Here is a 17,805-nt window from a genome sequence, read left to right on the forward strand (position 1 = left end):
AATTGCCCGCCGTATCGGCCAAGGGCCGCAACGACCCCTTGCCCAGCAGCGAATACGCGCCCCAGGCCACTCCCGCCAACGCCATCACCAGCGAACTCGCCAAAGGCGGCGCTGCAGCCCCCGGCAACAGCAGCAGCACCAACCCGGCAAAGGCCATCAACATGCCTCCCATCACCCGCCCGCTGAAACGCTCGCCACGAATCCAGGCGTACAGGAACATGGTCATCTGCACCGCGCCGAACAGCACCAAGGCCCCTACCCCAGCACCCAGCTGCACATAGGCCACCGAGAACAGCCAGGCATACAGGAACAGCGCCAGACCGCCCTTCCAACTGCCACCCAGGCCCTGGCGGGGTGCGCGCAGGCGCAGCAGAATCAGCAGGAAAGCGCAGCCGCTGAGCAAGCGCAGCGCGGTGAAGGACTCGGGATCGATCGCCCCCTGCGCCAGGGCCAGGCGGCAGAAGATCGAGTTGGCGGCAAAGGCCAGTAGACTGAAGAGTGCAGCCCACAGCCAGCGGCGCACACGCGGGCTGGAAACGGCGATGGTCTTGTTGTTCATAGTCCCATTCCGAAAGAAAAACTTTGCACTGCGCAGCGACTGTCAGGTTGACCCGCGCTTGCTCCGCGCACAAACGGATAGTCGGTTCTGCGAGCGCGCAGCGGCAACATAGATTTTCTTTAGCAGCAGCAAAGATTTGCTCGGTTGCGCCAGCGACGGCCATGCATCGATCATGGCTTCAATTCCAGACCTTCAGACTGTCCCAGGAGCGCCCCCATGGAACTGCAGAAATACCTCAACGATGACCTGAGCCAGCGCGTGATCATGCACGGCGCCGACCTGCCCTGGATCGACAGCCCAAGCCCGGGCGTGCAGCGCCGTCCGCTGTTTCGCATTGGTTGTGAGAAGGCGCGGGCCACCACCCTGGTGCGCTACGAACCAGGCAGCCATTTCAGCACCCACCGCCATCCGCGCGGCGAGGAGTTCCTGGTGCTGGAAGGCGTGTTCGAAGACGAGCACGGGCGCTACCCGGTCGGCAGCTACGTGCGTAATCCACCCGGAAGCAAGCACACACCGGGCGGCGCGCAGGGTTGCACGATCTTCGTCCGTCTGCGCCAGTTCGATGACCATGACAACGTGCAGATGAGCACGCACTTGAACGGACAACCGCACCAGTTGCTGTTCGAGAACGTGCATGAGCGAGTCAGCGTCGAGCGGTTGCAGCCCTCAGCGTCGCTGCACCTGGACAACGGACGTGGGCTCGAGGTGCTGGTGCTGGACGGCAGTCTGGAGGGCGACGGCTTCGTCCTGCGCCCGTGGAGCTGGATGCGCCTGCCAGCAGGCATGGACTTGCAGGCGCAGGCGGGCTCCGATGGTGCCCGCGTCTGGGTCAAGGATGCCTCGTTGCAGCTGTGAGCGCGCGCCCCTTCAAGCGCTGCGCGCCTCCTCCAGCAACCAGTCGCGAAACGCCTGCACCTTGGCCAGGCTCGCGCTTTCAGGCCGATACACCACGTAGTACGCCTGGGTAAGCGGACAATCCAGGCCCTTGTCGGCGAAGGGCCGGATCAGCCGGCCGGCCGCCAGGTCATCGCGCACCATCACGCTGCGCGCCAACGCCAGGCCCTGCCCGTCCATTGCCGCCTGCAGCACCGCCGCCGAGTTGTTGATGCGCAGGCCGTGGTCGGACTTGATCTCGAACAGCCCCGAAACATCCAGCCACATCCGCCAGGTGGGGTAGTCGGTGTCACGGCCCATGGTCAGATCATGGATCAGCGTACTGCGCGCCAGCGCCTCGGGGGTCAGCATGCCCTCGCGCAGCAGCGGGTAGTCTGGCGCGCACACCGGGAACATGACCTCGTCCATCAAGTGCACCGCGGCCAACCCCGGCCATTTGCCCGCGCCATAGCGCACGCCCACATCGATCCGCTCGACCTGGAAATCCAGCGAGCGGGCGCTGGTGTCGAGCAGCACGTCCATGTCCGGATAGGCCTGCTGAAAGCGCTCGATGCGCGGCAACAGCCATTTCGAGGCGAACGCCGGGCTCACCGTCACTGTCAGCCCCGCATGCACCGAGGCGTCCTTCAAGCGGGCCAAGCCTAGCGTCAATCGTTCGAATCCTTCGCGGATATCCGGCAAGGCCACCCGCGCTGCCTCGGTCAGCACCAAGCGCGCGCTGCCGCTGCCGGCGCGGGTGAACAGTGCAATGCCCAGCCAGGCCTCGAGGTTGCGTACCTGCTGGCCGACCGCAGCGGGTGTGACGTTCAGCTCTGCCGCCGCGGCGGAAAAGCTCTGATGCCGTGCAGCGGCCTCGAAGGCGCGCAGGGCGTTGAGATAGGCAGGCGTCGTCATCGATAGCTGTTCTTTCAATAAAGGCAAAGTCTTATGTGCTGTTACACACGCGAATGGGCGCAACGCTAGCACACAGCAGGCGCCCTTGATCACGATCTGACGGAACGTTCGCAAAGCAACACTCCCGCCTGTGAAAGCGATATTTTTTTCTGTAACGAAAATGTAATATTCGCTTTCGCAGATAAAACAACAACGTTGGAGTACCCCGATGTTTGCCTTCTTCCGCCCCGCCGTGCACCGGGCGCCGCTGCCCGCTGAACAGGTCGACAGTACCTATCGCCGCCTGCGCTGGCAGATCTTCGCCGGCATCTTCTTCGGTTATGCAGGCTATTACCTGCTGCGCAAGAACTTCTCCCTCGCCATGCCTTACCTGATCGACGAGGAAGGCTACACCCGCGGCCAGCTCGGTCTGGCAATCTCGGCCATCGCCATTGCCTACGGTCTGTCCAAGTTCCTCATGGGCCTGGTGTCCGACCGCTCCAACCCCCGTTACTTCCTGCCCTTCGGCCTGCTGGTGTCGGCAGCGGTGATGTTCGTGTTCGGATTCGCGCACTGGGCGACTTCCAGCGTCACCATCATGTTCATCCTGCTGTTCATCAACGGCTGGGCCCAGGGCATGGGCTGGCCGCCGAGCGGACGAACCATGGTGCACTGGTGGTCGCAGAAGGAGCGCGGCGGCGTGGTGTCGGTGTGGAACGTGGCACATAACGTGGGTGGCGGCCTGATTGGCCCGCTGTTCATCCTCGGCCTGGGTTGGACCAACGACTGGCATGCCGCCTTCTATGTACCGGCCGCCGTGGCGGTGCTGGTGGCCGTGTTCGCCTTCGTCACCATGCGCGACACCCCGCAATCGGTGGGCCTGCCGCCGATCGAGGAGTACAAGAACGACTACCCCGAAGGCTACGACGCCAGCCACGAACAGGAATTCAGCGCCAAGCAGATCTTCGTCAAGTACGTGCTGCGCAACAAGATGCTCTGGTACATCGCCCTGGCCAACGTGTTCGTCTACCTGCTGCGCTACGGCGTGCTCGACTGGGCGCCGACCTACCTCAAGGAGGCCAAGCACTTCACCGTCGACAAGACCTCCTGGGCCTACTTCTTCTACGAGTGGGCAGGCATCCCCGGCACCCTGCTGTGCGGCTGGATGTCGGACAAGATCTTCCGTGGCAATCGCGGCCTGACCGGCATCGTGTTCATGGCCCTGGTCACCGTCGCCACCCTGGTGTACTGGCTCAACCCACCGGGCAACCCCACCGTCGACATGATCGCGCTGTTCTCCATCGGCTTCCTGATCTACGGCCCGGTGATGCTGATCGGCCTGCAGGCGCTGGAGCTGGCGCCGAAGAAAGCCGCCGGCACCGCCGCCGGGTTCACGGGTCTGTTCGGCTACCTGGGCGGCTCGGTCGCAGCCAGTGCGGCGATGGGCTACACCGTCGACCACTTCGGCTGGGACGGCGGCTTCGTGCTACTGGTCGGTGCCTGCCTGTTGTCGATCGCCTTCCTGCTGCCGACACTGCGCCACACTCAGGTTGCCAGCAGCCGCCGCGAAGCGGTGGTGTGATCGGCTGATATAACGCCCGCGACAAACAACAAGGCCGGTGACATTCTTTGTCACCGGCCTTGTTGTTTCTGCTGCAGGAAAGTTGCCCACTGCCCTTCCAGGCGCGCTGAAATCAGTGCGCAAAAAAATGGCTCTTCGCCACCCATCATTAAATACCAGGCATAAAAAAGCCGCCTGAAACCAGGCGGCAAACAACCAAAGGGCGATAAAGTGGAGCCCACCCAGGAGGTGCTCTAGCACGGGGGATGTCCTGAGTGCACGAATACTTTATCGGGGCCGACTTTAACCCCATAGTCACTCGATACTGCAATCAAAAACCGTGATTTCGATTATCAACGAAACACAATGGCATGCGCGGCGCGGCATTTGTTACTAGTAGCCCGGCATCAATACCGGCTACACCCTTACAACAATTACATTCCTTTACCCAGACACCTGCCTCAACAATTCCAACCAAGGGGTACGACATGTCGCCATTCCGACTCTCCATGCTGAGCGCGGCACTGCTGTGCGCGCCGTTGCAAGCCGCATTCGCCGAAGCCGTTTCGAGCCAGTCCGAAGCCAAGGGATTCTTCGACGGCAGCGAGCTGAATGCACGCCTGCGCAACTACTACTTCAACCGTGATGGCAAGTCGCAAGGCCCGGATCGCCGCGACTGGACCCAAGGTTTCATCCTCAACTACAGCTCCGGCTTCACCCAGGGTACCGTGGGCTTCGGCGTCGAAGCGTTCGGCCACCTGGCAGTCAAGCTCGACGGCGGCAAGGGCACCTCCGGCACCGGCAACCTGCCCGTCAGGGACAACGGCTCACCCGAAGACGACTACGGCCGCGCCGGTGGTGCGTTGAAAGTGCGCATCTCCAAGACCGAACTGCGCTGGGGCGACCTGCAACCCACGGCGCCAGTATTCGCCGCCGGCGGTACCCGCCTGCTGCCGCAAACCGCCACTGGCTTCAACCTGCTCAGCAGCGAGATCAAGGGACTGGATCTGGAAGCGGGCCACTTCACCGGAGGCAACGGCCCGGTCACCACCAACGGCGACCATGGCCTGTGGGCCTCCTACGCCAATATCCAGGCTGACAGCATCGACTACATCGGCGGCAAATACGCAGTCAACGACGCCCTGTCGGTGTCGCTGTACGGCTCCAAGCTGCAGGACATCTGGCGCCAGTACTACGGCAACGCCAACTACATCCTGGCGCTGGCCGACGACCAGTCGCTGAACTTCGACTTCAACCTCTACCGCACCAATGACGACGGTCGCGCCGACGCCGGTGCGATCAACAACACCACCTGGTCGTTCTCCACCGCGTACAGTTTCCTCTCGGCGCATACCATCACCCTGGCCTACCAGAAAGTGCACGGCGACACCCCGTTCGACTATGTCGCCTTCGGCATCAACGGCCCGGGAGACACCGGTGACGGGATCTTCCTGGCCAACTCCATCCAGTACTCGGACTTCAACGGGCCAGAGGAAAAATCATGGCAGGTGCGCTACGACCTGGACATGAACACCTTCGGTGTGCCGGGCTTGAGCTTCATGGCCCGCTACGTCAACGGCCATGGCATCGACGGCAGCAAGATGGCCGCGGACAGCAAGTACCTGGGCTATGGCTATGGCGAGGATGGCAAGCATCATGAGACCAACCTCGAAGCCAAGTACGTGGTGCAGTCCGGCCCGGCCAAGGACCTGTCGGTGCGCCTGCGCGAGGCGATCCACCGGGGCAATGCCGACCAGGCCGAGGGGGATGTCAACGAGTTCCGGGTGATCGTCGACTACCCGCTGTCGATTCTCTGATCGCGACGTCAGTGTCGGCCCTATCGCGGGCAAGCCCGCTCCCACAGGTCGCCACTGACCCTTGCAGGAGCGGGCTTGCCCCGCGATGAGGCCGGCACTGAAATCCATCAAACCCTGAACACTCCATCACCGCCCCAGAAACACATACCGCGCGCTGTACGGTTCAACGTGCAGCGCGCCCTCCCGTGTGCAGCTTCCGGCAAACTTGCCACCCTGGGTATCGAGCCGCTGCACCTCGTCCACTCCACTCAACACGCCCTGCCCCTGGTGGCTGGCAACCTCCAGTTGCAGCAGCGCAATATCCTGCTCGCCCGCGCCCGGCGCCTGGGCCACGACCTTGCCGGTCACCCGGCTGCCGTCGTCCATCTCCCAGGACGGCCCGACAAAATGGTGGCCGACGGTCTTGCCGCCGAGGGTGAGGGTGGCCAACGGCTCGCGAAATGCCCACTTCAACTGCCCGGTTTCATCGGCCCGGCAGTCATAGACCTGCACCCCCACGGCCTGCACCGCGAGGATCTCGGCCTTGCCCGGCGCGACGGTGAAGCTGGCCGGCGCCGCACCGGCGAGCAGTGGCACAGCCAGGGCGCAGACGCCAAGGAAGGCGCGGCGGCGTTGCGGGGTGGTGCGTGAGGTCGGGTGCATGGTGTTTGCCTGTCATCAATGGGGACCTCCATACAACAAGCCAGCCCGCCCGTTTATTCCCGCTGTGTCTACCGGCCCTATCGCGGGACCAGTCGCAGCGGCGAACCGCCGCTCCCACAGGCACCCCACCGCTTTCAAGAACGATGATGAGCCTGTGGGAGCGGGCTGGTCCCGCGATAGGGCCGGCAAGGCCAACGAATAACCCGCGCGCCCATGACGAGAACACCCGCCACCGCCCTTTTATTCCATGATTTCATTCAATTCATCCCCTTGAAATACATAGAAAAAATTGACGTTCATCGCACCCCGTGAATCGGTAGCCTGCGCTCATCCCGGGGTTACCCCTTCCGTACACACGATGACCGAACCGTGAACAGAACCGCGCTCCTACCCCTCCTGGCTGGCCTGCTCCACCTCTCGCCACTGCTCGCCGCCCCAGCAGATATCGGGGTGATCAGCGCAGCGGAAAAGCCCGTGCAACTGCTGCGTGCCACGAGCGTCTACCAAGCCAGCGCCGGCACCCGCCTGCAGAGTGCCGACTACCTCGAAGCCGGCAGCACAGGCGTGCTCATCGACCAACCGGCCGGCACACGCATTGCCCTTGGCCCGCACACCCGCCTGTATCTGGAACACACTGGCAACACCACCCATCTCAACCTGCTGCAGGGCTGGCTCAAGCTGCAACCGTTGAGTGGCGTACCCCAAGGCAATCTACGGGTCAGCACCGCCAACCTGGCGCTCGATGCGAGCAAGGCCGCCAGCGTCATCCATGCCGACGCCAGCGGCACCGAAGTGTTCGTCGAAGACGGCATGGTCAGCGTCCGTGATCCAAGGCAGAAGCCGCGCGACCCTGCCAGGCAGGTGCTGCGCCGCGAAGAATTTGCCCAGGCCAAGGGCCAGGGCCCCGTGAGCGCGCCGGGTCGCCCCAGTGGCGACTTCATCGGCGCGATGCCGCCCGCCTTCTTCGACCCGCTGCCCAGCGTCGCCGCCCGCAAGCTCACAGCCGACCCGCTGAACAAGCTGCGTGAAGCCAGCTTCGCCGACGCCAGCCCGCTGCTGCTCGGCCCCCTCAAGCTCAACGGCGCATCCCTGGCCACGCGGTTCACACCGCGCCTGGCCGATCCGGCCTTCCGCCAGGCCATCGTGCAGCGCTTCGGCGGCACGCTGGACTGGGAAACCGCGCTGTACCGATTCGAACGCAAGAACGCCACACGCTGACACCCCGGAGCCCCCATGAAACTGACCCTGGCCGTACGCTTCAACATGGTGTTCCTGGCCGTCTTTATCGTCGGCTTCATCGCCAGCAGCCTGTTCGCCCACTGCCTGCTGCAAAAGAGCGCACGTGAAGAATCACTGGACAAGGCACGCATGCTCATGAGCGCCGCCAGCGCCAGCAGCACCTACACCGCCGAACAGATCGTGCCGCTGCTGGAGAACCGCCTGAAGTTCGAATTCCTGCCACAGTCGATCCCCTCCTTCGCCGCCACCGAACAGCTCCAGCAACTGCTCAAGACCTACCCCGACTTCCTCTACAAGGAAGCCACTCTCAACCCGACCAACCCGCGCAACAAGGCCACCGGCTGGGAAACCGAGGTGGTCGAACAGTTGCGCGGAAAACCCGACACCCAGGAACTGATCGGCGAGCGCAGCGATGGCAAGGGCCCGGCGCTGTTCGTCGCCCAGCCAATCCAGATCACCGACCCCGCCTGCCTGGCCTGCCACACCTCCCCGGAAACCGCACCGAAGACCGTGGTCGACCGCTACGGCACGCACAACGGCTTCGGCTGGAAGCTCAACGAGATCATCGGCGCACGCCTGGTCTCGGTGCCGCTGGCCGTGCCGCTGCAACGCGCCAACGAGCTGTTGCACACCTTCATGCTGTCGCTGCTGGGGGTGTTCGTGTTCCTGTTCTGCGCGCTCAACGTGATGGTCCACCTGTTCGTCATCCGCCGCCTGCGGGCGATGTCGGCACTGGCCGACCGGGTCAGCCTCGGCGAAGACGACGTGCCCGAGATGGACGTCAGCGGCCACGATGAACTGGCACGCATGGGCCAATCGTTCGTGCGCATGCGCACCAGCCTGGTCAGCGCCATGAAGATGCTCGAAGAATAACCGGGAGCCCACCATGCTCGAACAACTGGGCAACTACCGCATCGACAGCGTGCTCGGCAAAGGTGCCATGGGCACCGTGTACAAAGCCTTCGACCCGCACATCGCCCGAGTGGTGGCGCTCAAGACCATCCGCCGCGAGCTGCTCGGCGACGCCCAGCAGCACCAGTTGCTCAGCCGCTTCCAGAACGAGGCCCAGGCCGCCGGGCGCCTGAGCCACCCGAACATCGTCGCGGTGTACGACTACGGCGAAGACGACGGCGCCGCCTACATCGCCATGGAGTTCGTCGACGGCATCGCCCTCAACACCCGCCTGCAGAACCAGGAGCCGCGCCAGTTGGCCCAGGTGCTGGGCTGGATGCGCCAACTGCTCGGCGCCCTGCACTACGCCCACGCCAAGGGCGTGGTGCACCGCGACGTGAAACCCGCCAACCTGCTGATCACCGCCGACGACCAGGTCAAGGTCACCGACTTCGGCATCGCCCGCATCGACACCTCGGTGCTGACCCAGACCGGCTCGATGATCGGCACGCCCAGCTACATGTCGCCCGAGCAGTTCTGCGGCGAGCTGGTGGATGGCCGATCCGACGTGTTCTCGGCAGGCATCGTGCTGTACCAGTTGCTCACCGGCGAGCGCCCGTTCTCGGGTTCGGCGACCATGGTGATGCAGCAGATCCTCAACCAGACTCCGGTGCCACCGTCGAGCCTGAACCCGACCCTCGACCCGCAGCTCGACCAACTGATCCGCCAGGCCCTGGCCAAGCGCCCGGACGAGCGCTTCGCCTCGGCGCAGGACTTCCTCGACGCCCTGGAAGCCCTGTCCGGCCCACAGACACTGGGCAGCGTGGAACTGGACGACGACCGCACCCGGCTACTGATGCCCGCCTCGTTCAGCCACGCCAGCCTGGGCAGCGCGCCGACCAGCAGCAGTGAAGCGGCGGACACACTGACCCCGTGGAAACGCCAGGTCCGCCCGCAGCTCGAATCGCTGCTGTCGCAACAGATCGGCCCACTGGCGCGCCTGCTGGTCAAGCGCAGCCTGGCCAGCGCCGACGACTTCGCCAGCCTGCGCAGCGCCCTGCTGCCGCACATTCCCTCCGAGCGTGGCCGCGAGCAGTTCGTCGCCGCCACCGAAGCGCTGCTGCCCTCGACCGAAACCCTGCCAGCCCAAGTCACCCTGGTCAGCCAACCCGGCACGCCAGAAGCGTTGGACCCCGCATTCCTGGAGGCCAGCGAAGCGCGCCTGACCTACCTGATCGGCCCGATCGCCCGCATCGTCATGCGCCGTGCCCTGCCCCGCGCCAGCACCCGCCAGGCGCTGTTGCAGACCCTGGCCGAACACATCCCCGACCCCGCCCAACGCAGCGCCTTTCTCGAGGAGCAGCCATGAGCGCGCCACAAAACCACATGGCCACCGCGCCCTGCCTGCTGCGCGGCGGCATCGCCTTCGGTCACAGCGACACCGGCCCGGTGCGCCAGCACAACGAAGACCACTTCCTGATCGACCCACGCCTGGAACTGCTGGCCGTCGCCGACGGCATGGGCGGCCACCAGGCCGGCGCCCTGGCCAGCGCCCTGGCCCTGGAGTCGCTGCGCGACTGCCTGGCGCACCAACTGGCGCAGCTCACCCACACCTCCAGCGACCCCGACGCCACCTGCCAGGTGCCCTCGATGCAGGCCCTGAGCGTGCTGCACGAGGCGCTCGAAGCCGTCAACACCCGCTTGTACGCGCACAACCACACCCGCCAGTTCAGCGAAGGTCGCGGCATGGGCACCACCCTCACCGGCATCTGGCGCCCCCAGGCCGGTGGGCCGTTGTTGGCGTTTCATGTGGGAGATAGCCGCCTGTATCGCTATCGCCACGGTGAGCTGGAGCAGTTGAGCCGCGACCAGACCTGGTACCAGCAAGCGCTGGACGCCGGGCATTTCGATCGGCTGCCGGCGCGCAATGTGCTATTGCAGGCGATCGGGCCAGCGCCGCGGGTGGAGCCGCAGGTGTGGGTGCAGGCGGTGCAGGCGGAAGATTTGCTGATGTTGTGCAGTGATGGGGTTCATGGGTGTGTGCCGCATCATGAGATGGCGCGGGTGCTGGAGGGTGCCGGGCGGGAGAGTCTGGAGGGGAGTAGTCAGCGGTTGATTCAGTTGGCGGCGGAGTATGGTGGGCGAGATAACGCTACGGTGGTGTTGGTGAAGTTTGAGTGAGAGATGGTAGGGGCTGGCCTCACAGGATTGCTGGCATTTTCGAAAATGGTGCGTTACCTGGGGCCGAGTTGGGCCCCCAAGGCTGTTCATTAGCGAATCGTTCGGCAAGGGCAGCAATTGGCCTGAAGCAGACGGTACGCGATACAAGCGATGTGCCGTCTCCGAAGTACTACCTCTCCAGGCCGAGTCACTAGGTCATCAAGCCCTAGCCGCAGGTTTGAGTCGGAAGCTGACGCCCATACGGTTGAACGCATTCATCGCGGCAATGGCCGCTGTCAGGTCAACAAGATCCTTTTCTGCAAACATCGCCGATGCGGCTGCATAAGCTTCGTCGGATACCTGTGTCTCGCTTACCCTGGTGACTTCTTCCGCCCAAGCCAGTGCTGACCGCTCCTGATCCGAGAACAAATATTGCGCTTCATGCCATACCGGCACTAACAGCACCTTGTCCACTGACATACCTGCTTTGATCAGATCGCGTGAGTGAAGATCAATGCAATGAGCGCAGCCGTTGATTTGAGACACCCTGAGAAACACGAGGTGGATCAACGAGGCTGGCAAATTTGTCGCGGTGGTCACGAAATGATGCAGGCCGCCGAGGGCCTTAGCTGCACCAGGCGAAGCTTCAAACCAATTGAGACGATTCATGATTTTTCCTTTGTATGAGCGATGAAGCGCATGGCCGCTTGTTCGCATACGGCCCAGTTGAGATACAAACCCAAGCGCTTGGTGTAGATGTCGGCCTTGAAGCGGACTTTAGACTTGACCTACTCGACAGCTCTGCCTGCCAAAGAACGCCTGTACATCACCGTACCCTGTTGCCCTTCCAGTACTCAGTGACTCCCCCCCCTTGGCGGTACCCTCAACGGAGAAATAATGCACCTGAGTGAGACCAATGGTGGCGAGGACGGCCGACAGGTAGGGGCGCAGAAAGTCCGGTTGACGTGCCTGTGGACCGCTGATGTGGCCCCCGCTAGCGATTGCGACGTAGACCGGACGATCCGTCAGCTTTCCGACTTTACCTTTGGCGGTGCCAACAAAGGTTTTACCTACGCGTACCACCTGGTCGATCCACATCTTGAGTGGGGCGGGCACGCTGTAGTTGTGCATCGGCGTGGCAATCAGCAGTACGTCGCATGCTTGCAGTTGGTCGATCAATTCGTTGGAACGGCTCAAAGTACTGTCCCGCCCGCTTACCGTGACTATGCGCTGATTGGCTAATGCCTGGGCGTAAGACGCATCGACGGGTGCCAAGGCGTTGAGATCTAGATCGGTCAACTGGATACCCCTTCTGCCGGCCTCGGTGGCCAAGCCAAACAGGATCTGCTGCGACAGCTTCAGACTTTCCGAATGGTTTGCGTTGGGGCTGGCGACCAGGCGAAGAACGCGCAAAGGAGCACGTAGCGGTCGGGACGATGTCATGATGTTTGCCTCCTTGGATGTGTGCGGGTTATGGCGTATCGAACTGTTTTTGAAAGCGCATTGCCCCAGTCAACAGGCCTTCACGGAAGTAGAAACGTTGCGCTCGAGCGTTGGCCAAACCTGTGTCGAGCACCAGGCGCGCGCAGCCGCTGGCGCGGGCCAGTCGTTCCAAGGCTTGCAACAAGCGCGCCCCCCACTGGCCACCCCGATGAGCCTCGGCGGTGACAAGGTCATCGACATACAGGAATGCGCCGTAGACCAGGTTTTCCTGTAGGCGGTAACCAGCCAATGCCACAAGGACGCCTGAGTCATACGCGCCAATGAGGTGATAGCCTTCAACACGCATACGCTCGATGCGGCTGGTGAAGTCGGATTCGCTGGTCAGATGAGAGCGCAATTGCTGCATTAACGGGAATGCGCCGCACAGGTCATGGATGTTGTCCAAGGGACGCAGGGCCGTGTCGGCCAAGTCGAGCACGCTGGGTATGAAGTTGGTCAACGTAGATGTCATGGGATTGGCCTCATGCGTAAGTGATGGCGCTATATTGGACTACCATTGACCCACTTGATTGAGCCAAGAAATGGGATACGAACTAGTCCATGATGACTTCGCCAAAACCGCCTTTCGCCCCCTTGGAAGAGCAGTCCGCTCTGCCTCTGTATCGCCAACTCTACGACCGCGTGCTGGCCGCCATTGCCGCCGGCACGTTGTCCGCCGGTGACCGCTTGCCGTCGGCGCGCGCCATGGCCAAGGAGCTGGGTGTGGCCCGCGGGACCGTCGAACTGGCCTATTCACTGCTAGCCAGCGAGGGCTACCTCCTTGCGCTCGGGCAGAAAGGCACCGTGATCAATCCTGAACTGCAGAAGCCCGGGTTGGCGGCCAGCACAGCACCCGTCAGCAGCCAGGTGATGGAAGACTCCCCTGATTCTCTCTGGCGTCCACCGCAGCTGTTGCCATTCCAGATGGGGGTGCCGGCGCTGGATGCTTTTCCGCGCAAGATATGGGCGCGTCTGGGTGCCCGGTATCTACGCGGGATGCGTACGGGAGATCTGGACTATCCGGCACCCCACGGCCTGCCAGCGTTGCGCAGCGCCATCGCCTCGTATCTTCAGGTATCCCGAGGCATCGATTGCGGTGCCCACCAAGTCTTTATCACCAGCGGTTGGCGCAATAGCCTGACGTTGATCGCGCATACCTTGTTGCAGCCAGGGGCGCGAGCCTGGGTGGAAGACCCGGGCTATCCCCCCACGCGCCAAGTGCTTCGCCAATTCGGACTGGAGCTGGAAGCGGTGCCGGTTGATGCCGATGGCATGAATGTAGAGCATGCCATCGCGGGTGGCCGGGCTACGCAGGTCGCCATGGTGACACCGGGCCATCAGAGCCCGCTGTCGATGGCACTGTCGTTGCCACGCCGACAACTGCTATTGGATTGGGCTGCCCGCACCGGGGGGTGGATTGTCGAGGACGACTACGACGGCGAGTATCGCTACGTCAGCCGTCCACTCCCAGCGCTGGCCAGCTTGGATCGCCATGGGCGCGTGCTGTATGCCGGCACCTTCAGCAAGGTGCTGTTTCCCAGCCTTCGCCTGGCTTATCTGGTGGTGCCGCAGGCGCAGGTGGCAGCGTTCGAGCGCGTCGGCCGGGCCTTGTTCGCTGCCGGGTCACCGTCAATTACCCAGGCCATGGTGGCGGAGTTCATTGCCGAAGGACACTTTGCCCGGCATATCCAACGCATGCGCCGCATCTACAACGAGCGACGGGCATTGACCATCGAAGCACTGGAGCGAAGTTTGCCGCAGGGTATGCAGGTGGAGCGCTCGCCGGGCGGTATGCACCTGGTACTGCGTTTGCCGAAGGACGTAAACGACACCGCCCTGGCCGAGCAGTTGCTGGGCAGGGGCATCTCGGTACAGGCGCTGTCGCGCTGGGCTGCCTCGTCGCAGCGTCAGTCGGGTCTGCTCCTGAGCTTTACCAACTGCGCCACGGCTGCTCCTGGCGAGCAGCTTGGCGCAGTGATCAGCACGTTACTCAGTTGAGGTTGGCCTTGCTCAGGCCGAACAGTTCATCGGATGAGCCCGGGATGGCCTGGAAAGCTACGTTGAGGCGGTTCCAGCCGTTGATGGCGACGATCAGGAAGGACAGATCCGACAGATCGTGCTCGGAAAACTGCTCGCGCACACGCGCATAGAGGCTGTCGGAGATACCATGAGGCGATAACTGGGTCAGGGCTTCAGTCCACTCCAGCGCCGCTCGCTCTACGGGCGTAAACAGCTGCGACTCACGCCAGACGGCGACGTGGTGAAGACGCAGCTCGCGCTCGCCATGGATCTTCGCCTCTTTCACATGCATATCCACGCAGAACGCACAGCCGTTGAGCTGCGAAGCCCGCAACATGATCAGGTGGGCAAGATCGACCATCAACGGCTTCTTGCTCAGTTGCAGGGTCAACTCCACCAGTTTGTTGGACGCTTGGGGAGACAGCTTGAAGTAATCAAGGCGGTTGTTCATGGGCAGGTACTCGCAGTGGGTTAGTGTCCGTTGGAGCCCACTCTAGCCACGCTTGGACTAGCCACACAGAGCCAAGATGGTGATTTCGAACTAGACCATCCCTGTAGCGAAGTGCGCCATGATGATCCCGTCGAGCAGTAGAGTCGCAGAGGCGCTACAGGCCTCTTGCTGCTCTTTCGCGGACGGCAGCTTTGGGTCGGAAGCTGTCATCCGAAGACGTAGTCGTAGATCCTAACGGACAACTCTGAACCGTCCAACCTCTACCTCAATCGCTTTCATGCATCCCCCTATGCGCATCATCCATCAACGCCTTGGCCATCTCGCTGAGGTAATGCGCCGCCCAAACCAGCACCGGTTCGTCGTCCATCACCCCGATGAACGATGCCCGCCGCGCGCTAGCCAGTAGTTCAGAAGCCTGTTGCAGCGCGTGGTCGGCGCAGTTGCCGGGTTCTACGCGGAACAGGTGTTTGCCTTTGACTTCGCTTTCTAGGCAGGTGGTGGTGCCGACGGTCCAGCCGAGTTTGCCGAGGTGGTCTGGTGAGTCCTTGTCCATGGGGAAGTCCTTCGAGGTGCTGTGAATACGGTGGGTATGCAGGAGCCAGCGGTGATGGTTTGGGGCAAGTGTTTATGTTGTGCCAATGCTGACCTCTTCGCGGGTAAACCCGCGAAGCAGGCGATGCGGTGTATGGCACGGGCGTTGCCCGTGATCGCGGGGCAAGCCCGCTCCCACAGAGGTCCTGCAAGCCTTTTGGAAATGCGTAAGGACTAATGCAGGGACAGCGGCTGCGTTCGGCTCTTGAGCTGCACCTGAGCCAACGCGCACTCCAACAGCGAGCGCACGGCGTCGAGCTCGTGCATCACGCTGAGCAGCATGATCGTGGCGGGGGATTTGGGGAGGAAGGTGATCGACTGGTTGGCTACCGCCAGGCCACACAGGGTGTATTCCATGGCTTCGACCAGGGTGTCTTCGAGGTAGTCGGGGGCTTCGGTGGTGTGCGGTGGGTCGGGGACGATCTTGAGCATATGCACCTCGTAATGCGGAAGTCCGACCGTCCACTCTTCACTTGCAGGTGAAGGGTGGCGGCTACGTGCAGGCCTGCAAGACCGGGGCATTACGAGACAAAACCCGGTTGACCCGTAGGTCACCCGCACGCAGCCACCATTGAACCGGACCTACGGCGAAACGCCGAAGACGTCAGGAGGTGGGCGCCATCGTAATACCGCACAGGCTTGCAGACCTGACCGCTGATTTGGCAGCGGCCCAGCGAGACTAGCCGTGACTGCGATGGCACAAAAGCGGGCCAAGGATGCTTAGGAAAGGGCCTACATGAAATAGCGAAAATCTGATTCGCCCGCGTAGGAAGTCATCTGATTTTGGGGTGAGTTGCTTGCTGGAGGTTAGTGATACACATCAGTGCGCCGTCAGCGGCTAGAAAGCCAATAGTGGCTTCCCCCTCCTGCCAGTCTCCACTTCGTAGGTCGGCAAGGCCATCATCGTTGCACTTTCCCTTGGGCCATGTTGCACACGCACATCCTGCGGTCGCGCAAACCCTCACTGATCAAGATCGCTGGATATTTCTTTAGCCAGCTCGATGAAGACACGCACCGCCGCACTCAGAAAAGCGTCTTTGCGCCGCATCAGAACGGCCCGTCGCTGCAAGCGCTCCGGCTCCAGTGTGATGGCCACCAGGTCGTCATGGGCCAACGCAATTCTGGCAGGCAACAAGGTCGAGAGATTCGTCCGGCGAACGATCTCGATCACTGCGCCGAGGGCATTGGCCTCCATCTGCACCTTGGGACGAATCTCATATTTGCGGCAGTAGCGGTCGATTTGCTCGCGAGTGGCAAACTCTGTGCTGAGCAAGACCAAAGACACTGCACTCAGGCCGTGCGAGCTAATGGAGCGGTCCTCGGCCAGGCGGTGTCTGCGGTTCATGACCAAAGCAAGCGTTTCGTTCAGCAAGGGGATGGCTTCGATATCCGGCGCTTGTATTTCGTCAAATGCGATCCCTACGTCCAGCTCTCCCGCCAACAGCAACTCCTCGATACGCTCCTGGGAGATCTCTTTAAGGTTGACGGTGATCTTGGGGTATCTGGAGAGAAATGCCTCGATCAGCGGCCCCACCAGATAGGTCGTGAACGTCGGCGTTACGGCAACACGCAATGAGCCACGGCTGAGGTCGCTAACATCATGTATAGCCCTTTTGGCTTCCTGCAATTCCTGATACGCACGGCGCGCATAGAGAAAGTAGACCTCCCCCGCGTCAGTCAAACGCGTCGTGCGGCCTGATCGGTCGAACAACTGGGCTCCCAGGCTCTCTTCCAACTGCCTTACTTGCTGAGAAAGCGCCGGCTGAGAGACATGCAGCGCTGCTGCGGCCTTCGTGAAACTGAGATGTTCTGCAACGGCCATGAAGTACTGGATGTGGCGAGCGAGCATGTCTAGACCCATAAGATAATCTGATCCAACTCATAATAAATGAGACTTTTACCTTATGCCATGCACTGCTTAATCTCCGTCTCACACCCAGCGACATCGAGACAGCAACCATGAAAGCGATCATCGACGGATTTCTGAAGTTTCAAAAAAACGCCTTTCCGGAGCGGGTCAAACTGTTCAAGGACCTTGCCAATCAGCAGGCGCCAAAGGCTCTCTTCATCTCCTGCTCTGATAGCCGACTGGTGCCTGAACTGGTCACCCAACGCGAGCCAGGCGATCTGTTTGTCATCCGTAATGCCGGCAATATCGTGCCCTCGTATGGGCCAGAGCCGGGTGGGGTTTCGGCGTCGGTCGAATACGCGGTCGCCGGACTCAAGGTTGCAGACATTGTGATCTGCGGCCACTCCGACTGCGGCGCGATGACCGCCATCGCCACCTGCAAATGCCTGGATCACATGCCCGCCGTAGCCAGCTGGGTGCGGTATGCCGACTCGGCCAAGGTAGTCAATGAGGCCCGTCAGCATGCGGACGGCCCAAGCAAAGTTGCTTCCATGGTGCGCGAAAACGTGGTCGCGCAGTTGGCCAACATCCAGACCCACCCCTCCGTGCGCCTGGCGCTCGAAGAAGGCCGCGTGACCCTGCACGGTTGGATCTATGACATCGAGAGCGGACGTATCGACGCTTTTGATGGCAGCACCGGCACCTTCGTGTCTCTCGCGGAAAACCCAGAAGTCCACGCCGTTTCCCAGCCGGCCAGGCACGTCGCCTGAAAGCCTG

At 62.3% G+C, this 17,805-nt stretch carries 19 protein-coding genes; 9 read left to right on the top strand and 10 right to left on the bottom strand.

Translation table 11 applies throughout. The annotated features are described in order from the left end of the window. On the bottom strand, positions 1 to 559 hold a 559-nt coding region (locus VA602_RS07810), incomplete at its 3' end, for an EamA family transporter (protein WP_323452917.1). A gap of 216 nt (positions 560 to 775) precedes the next feature. Between VA602_RS07810 and VA602_RS07815 the strand changes: the two genes are divergently transcribed. Beyond that, positions 776 to 1,414, top strand: coding sequence for a cupin domain-containing protein (locus VA602_RS07815; protein WP_197891133.1), 639 nt, complete (start codon positions 776 to 778; stop codon positions 1,412 to 1,414). A gap of 12 nt (positions 1,415 to 1,426) precedes the next feature. Here VA602_RS07815 and gcvA read toward each other — a convergent pair whose 3' ends face one another. Next, complete coding sequence (gene gcvA / locus VA602_RS07820) at positions 1,427 to 2,347, bottom strand: transcriptional regulator GcvA (protein WP_323452918.1); 921 nt, start codon at positions 2,345 to 2,347, stop codon at positions 1,427 to 1,429. A 208-nt stretch (positions 2,348 to 2,555) separates the two neighbouring features. On the opposite strand from gcvA, the gene glpT reads away from it, so the two are divergent. Together glpT and VA602_RS07830 are read left to right on the top strand one after the other, a co-directional pair. Further along, complete coding sequence (gene glpT, locus VA602_RS07825) at positions 2,556 to 3,908, top strand: glycerol-3-phosphate transporter (RefSeq protein ID WP_063545483.1); 1,353 nt, start codon at positions 2,556 to 2,558, stop codon at positions 3,906 to 3,908. 467 nt (positions 3,909 to 4,375) lie between these two features. Then, positions 4,376 to 5,704, top strand: a complete 1,329-nt coding sequence (locus VA602_RS07830) for an OprD family porin (RefSeq protein ID WP_323452919.1) — start codon at positions 4,376 to 4,378, stop codon at positions 5,702 to 5,704. A 126-nt stretch (positions 5,705 to 5,830) separates the two neighbouring features. On the opposite strand, the gene VA602_RS07835 is transcribed toward VA602_RS07830, so the two are convergent. After that, positions 5,831 to 6,346 (bottom strand): DUF3455 domain-containing protein, encoded by a 516-nt coding sequence (locus tag VA602_RS07835; RefSeq protein ID WP_323452920.1) that lies wholly within the window; start codon positions 6,344 to 6,346, stop codon positions 5,831 to 5,833. Positions 6,347 to 6,715: 369 nt separating this feature from the next. Here VA602_RS07835 and VA602_RS07840 point away from each other — a divergent pair, with 369 nt between their 5' ends. The 4 genes from VA602_RS07840 to VA602_RS07855 are packed head-to-tail and all read left to right on the top strand — an operon-like array spanning position 6,716 to position 10,657. Beyond that, positions 6,716 to 7,564: a hypothetical protein gene (locus VA602_RS07840; RefSeq protein ID WP_323452921.1), complete on the top strand. Its 849-nt coding sequence runs from the start codon at positions 6,716 to 6,718 to the stop codon at positions 7,562 to 7,564. 15 nt (positions 7,565 to 7,579) lie between these two features. Continuing rightward, entirely contained in the window at positions 7,580 to 8,458 is an 879-nt protein-coding gene (locus VA602_RS07845) for a c-type heme family protein (RefSeq protein WP_323452922.1), read from the top strand. 13 nt (positions 8,459 to 8,471) lie between these two features. Continuing rightward, positions 8,472 to 9,845, top strand: coding sequence for a serine/threonine-protein kinase (locus VA602_RS07850; protein ID WP_323452923.1), 1,374 nt, complete (start codon positions 8,472 to 8,474; stop codon positions 9,843 to 9,845). After that, the gene (locus tag VA602_RS07855) at positions 9,842 to 10,657 is read left to right on the top strand and encodes a PP2C family protein-serine/threonine phosphatase (RefSeq protein WP_323452924.1); all 816 of its coding nucleotides are present in this window, start codon (positions 9,842 to 9,844) and stop codon (positions 10,655 to 10,657) included. Before VA602_RS07850 ends, VA602_RS07855 begins: the two co-directional genes overlap by 4 nt. 198 nt (positions 10,658 to 10,855) lie before the next feature. Here the strand turns inward: VA602_RS07855 and VA602_RS07860 are convergent, their stop codons facing one another. The 3 genes from VA602_RS07860 to VA602_RS07870 form a co-directional block, all read right to left on the bottom strand. Beyond that, the gene (locus tag VA602_RS07860; protein ID WP_012314951.1) at positions 10,856 to 11,305 is read right to left on the bottom strand and encodes a carboxymuconolactone decarboxylase family protein; all 450 of its coding nucleotides are present in this window, start codon (positions 11,303 to 11,305) and stop codon (positions 10,856 to 10,858) included. A 108-nt stretch (positions 11,306 to 11,413) separates the two neighbouring features. Then, entirely contained in the window at positions 11,414 to 12,079 is a 666-nt protein-coding gene (locus VA602_RS07865) for an FMN-dependent NADH-azoreductase (RefSeq protein WP_323452925.1), read from the bottom strand. A gap of 28 nt (positions 12,080 to 12,107) precedes the next feature. Next, positions 12,108 to 12,590 carry a GNAT family N-acetyltransferase gene (locus VA602_RS07870; protein WP_323452926.1) on the bottom strand — a complete coding sequence of 161 codons (483 nt, stop codon included), beginning with the start codon at positions 12,588 to 12,590 and terminating at the stop codon, positions 12,108 to 12,110. 89 nt (positions 12,591 to 12,679) lie between these two features. Here VA602_RS07870 and pdxR point away from each other — a divergent pair, with 89 nt between their 5' ends. Further along, positions 12,680 to 14,116 carry a MocR-like pyridoxine biosynthesis transcription factor PdxR gene (gene pdxR / locus VA602_RS07875; protein ID WP_323452927.1) on the top strand — a complete coding sequence of 479 codons (1,437 nt, stop codon included), beginning with the start codon at positions 12,680 to 12,682 and terminating at the stop codon, positions 14,114 to 14,116. Here pdxR and VA602_RS07880 read toward each other — a convergent pair. The 4 genes from VA602_RS07880 to cynR all read right to left on the bottom strand — a co-directional run bounded on the left by VA602_RS07880 (position 14,109) and on the right by cynR (position 17,028). Next, positions 14,109 to 14,588 (bottom strand): carboxymuconolactone decarboxylase family protein, encoded by a 480-nt coding sequence (locus tag VA602_RS07880; protein ID WP_153773441.1) that lies wholly within the window; start codon positions 14,586 to 14,588, stop codon positions 14,109 to 14,111. The two genes, pdxR and VA602_RS07880, sit on opposite strands and share 8 nt — an antisense overlap. A 265-nt stretch (positions 14,589 to 14,853) precedes the next feature. After that, positions 14,854 to 15,141, bottom strand: a complete 288-nt coding sequence (locus VA602_RS07885) for a DUF3077 domain-containing protein (RefSeq protein ID WP_153773442.1) — start codon at positions 15,139 to 15,141, stop codon at positions 14,854 to 14,856. A 212-nt stretch (positions 15,142 to 15,353) separates the two neighbouring features. Beyond that, a complete protein-coding gene (locus VA602_RS07890) occupies positions 15,354 to 15,611 on the bottom strand; it encodes a hypothetical protein (protein ID WP_323452928.1) in 258 nt (85 codons plus the stop codon). Between the two features lie 529 nt (positions 15,612 to 16,140). Next, positions 16,141 to 17,028: a transcriptional regulator CynR gene (gene cynR, locus VA602_RS07895; protein WP_323452929.1), complete on the bottom strand. Its 888-nt coding sequence runs from the start codon at positions 17,026 to 17,028 to the stop codon at positions 16,141 to 16,143. A 110-nt stretch (positions 17,029 to 17,138) separates the two neighbouring features. Between cynR and VA602_RS07900 the strand changes: the two genes are divergently transcribed. After that, the gene (locus VA602_RS07900; RefSeq protein WP_323452930.1) at positions 17,139 to 17,798 is read left to right on the top strand and encodes a carbonic anhydrase; all 660 of its coding nucleotides are present in this window, start codon (positions 17,139 to 17,141) and stop codon (positions 17,796 to 17,798) included. The last annotated feature ends 7 nt before the right edge of the window (positions 17,799 to 17,805 follow it).

The organism is Pseudomonas machongensis, assembly GCF_034961125.1.
GTDB lineage: Bacteria > Pseudomonadota > Gammaproteobacteria > Pseudomonadales > Pseudomonadaceae > Aquipseudomonas > Aquipseudomonas machongensis.

Excerpts from the sequence above, each read along its gene's own strand:
- VA602_RS07845 (WP_323452922.1), top strand. The coding sequence starts at position 7,580 with ATGAAACTGACCCTGGCCGTACGCTTCAACATGGTGTTCCTGGCCGTC.
- VA602_RS07870 (WP_323452926.1), bottom strand. The coding sequence starts at position 12,590 with ATGACATCTACGTTGACCAACTTCATACCCAGCGTGCTCGACTTGGCC.
- VA602_RS07830 (WP_323452919.1), top strand. The coding sequence starts at position 4,376 with ATGTCGCCATTCCGACTCTCCATGCTGAGCGCGGCACTGCTGTGCGCG.
- VA602_RS07860 (WP_012314951.1), bottom strand. The coding sequence starts at position 11,305 with ATGAATCGTCTCAATTGGTTTGAAGCTTCGCCTGGTGCAGCTAAGGCC.
- VA602_RS07850 (WP_323452923.1), top strand. The coding sequence starts at position 8,472 with ATGCTCGAACAACTGGGCAACTACCGCATCGACAGCGTGCTCGGCAAA.
- VA602_RS07880 (WP_153773441.1), bottom strand. The coding sequence starts at position 14,588 with ATGAACAACCGCCTTGATTACTTCAAGCTGTCTCCCCAAGCGTCCAAC.
- VA602_RS07890 (WP_323452928.1), bottom strand. The coding sequence starts at position 15,611 with ATGCTCAAGATCGTCCCCGACCCACCGCACACCACCGAAGCCCCCGAC.
- glpT (WP_063545483.1), top strand. The coding sequence starts at position 2,556 with ATGTTTGCCTTCTTCCGCCCCGCCGTGCACCGGGCGCCGCTGCCCGCT.
- VA602_RS07855 (WP_323452924.1), top strand. The coding sequence starts at position 9,842 with ATGAGCGCGCCACAAAACCACATGGCCACCGCGCCCTGCCTGCTGCGC.
- VA602_RS07900 (WP_323452930.1), top strand. The coding sequence starts at position 17,139 with ATGAAAGCGATCATCGACGGATTTCTGAAGTTTCAAAAAAACGCCTTT.
- VA602_RS07815 (WP_197891133.1), top strand. The coding sequence starts at position 776 with ATGGAACTGCAGAAATACCTCAACGATGACCTGAGCCAGCGCGTGATC.
- pdxR (WP_323452927.1), top strand. The coding sequence starts at position 12,680 with ATGATGACTTCGCCAAAACCGCCTTTCGCCCCCTTGGAAGAGCAGTCC.
- gcvA (WP_323452918.1), bottom strand. The coding sequence starts at position 2,347 with ATGACGACGCCTGCCTATCTCAACGCCCTGCGCGCCTTCGAGGCCGCT.
- cynR (WP_323452929.1), bottom strand. The coding sequence starts at position 17,028 with ATGCTCGCTCGCCACATCCAGTACTTCATGGCCGTTGCAGAACATCTC.
- VA602_RS07885 (WP_153773442.1), bottom strand. The coding sequence starts at position 15,141 with ATGGACAAGGACTCACCAGACCACCTCGGCAAACTCGGCTGGACCGTC.
- VA602_RS07865 (WP_323452925.1), bottom strand. The coding sequence starts at position 12,079 with ATGACATCGTCCCGACCGCTACGTGCTCCTTTGCGCGTTCTTCGCCTG.
- VA602_RS07835 (WP_323452920.1), bottom strand. The coding sequence starts at position 6,346 with ATGCACCCGACCTCACGCACCACCCCGCAACGCCGCCGCGCCTTCCTT.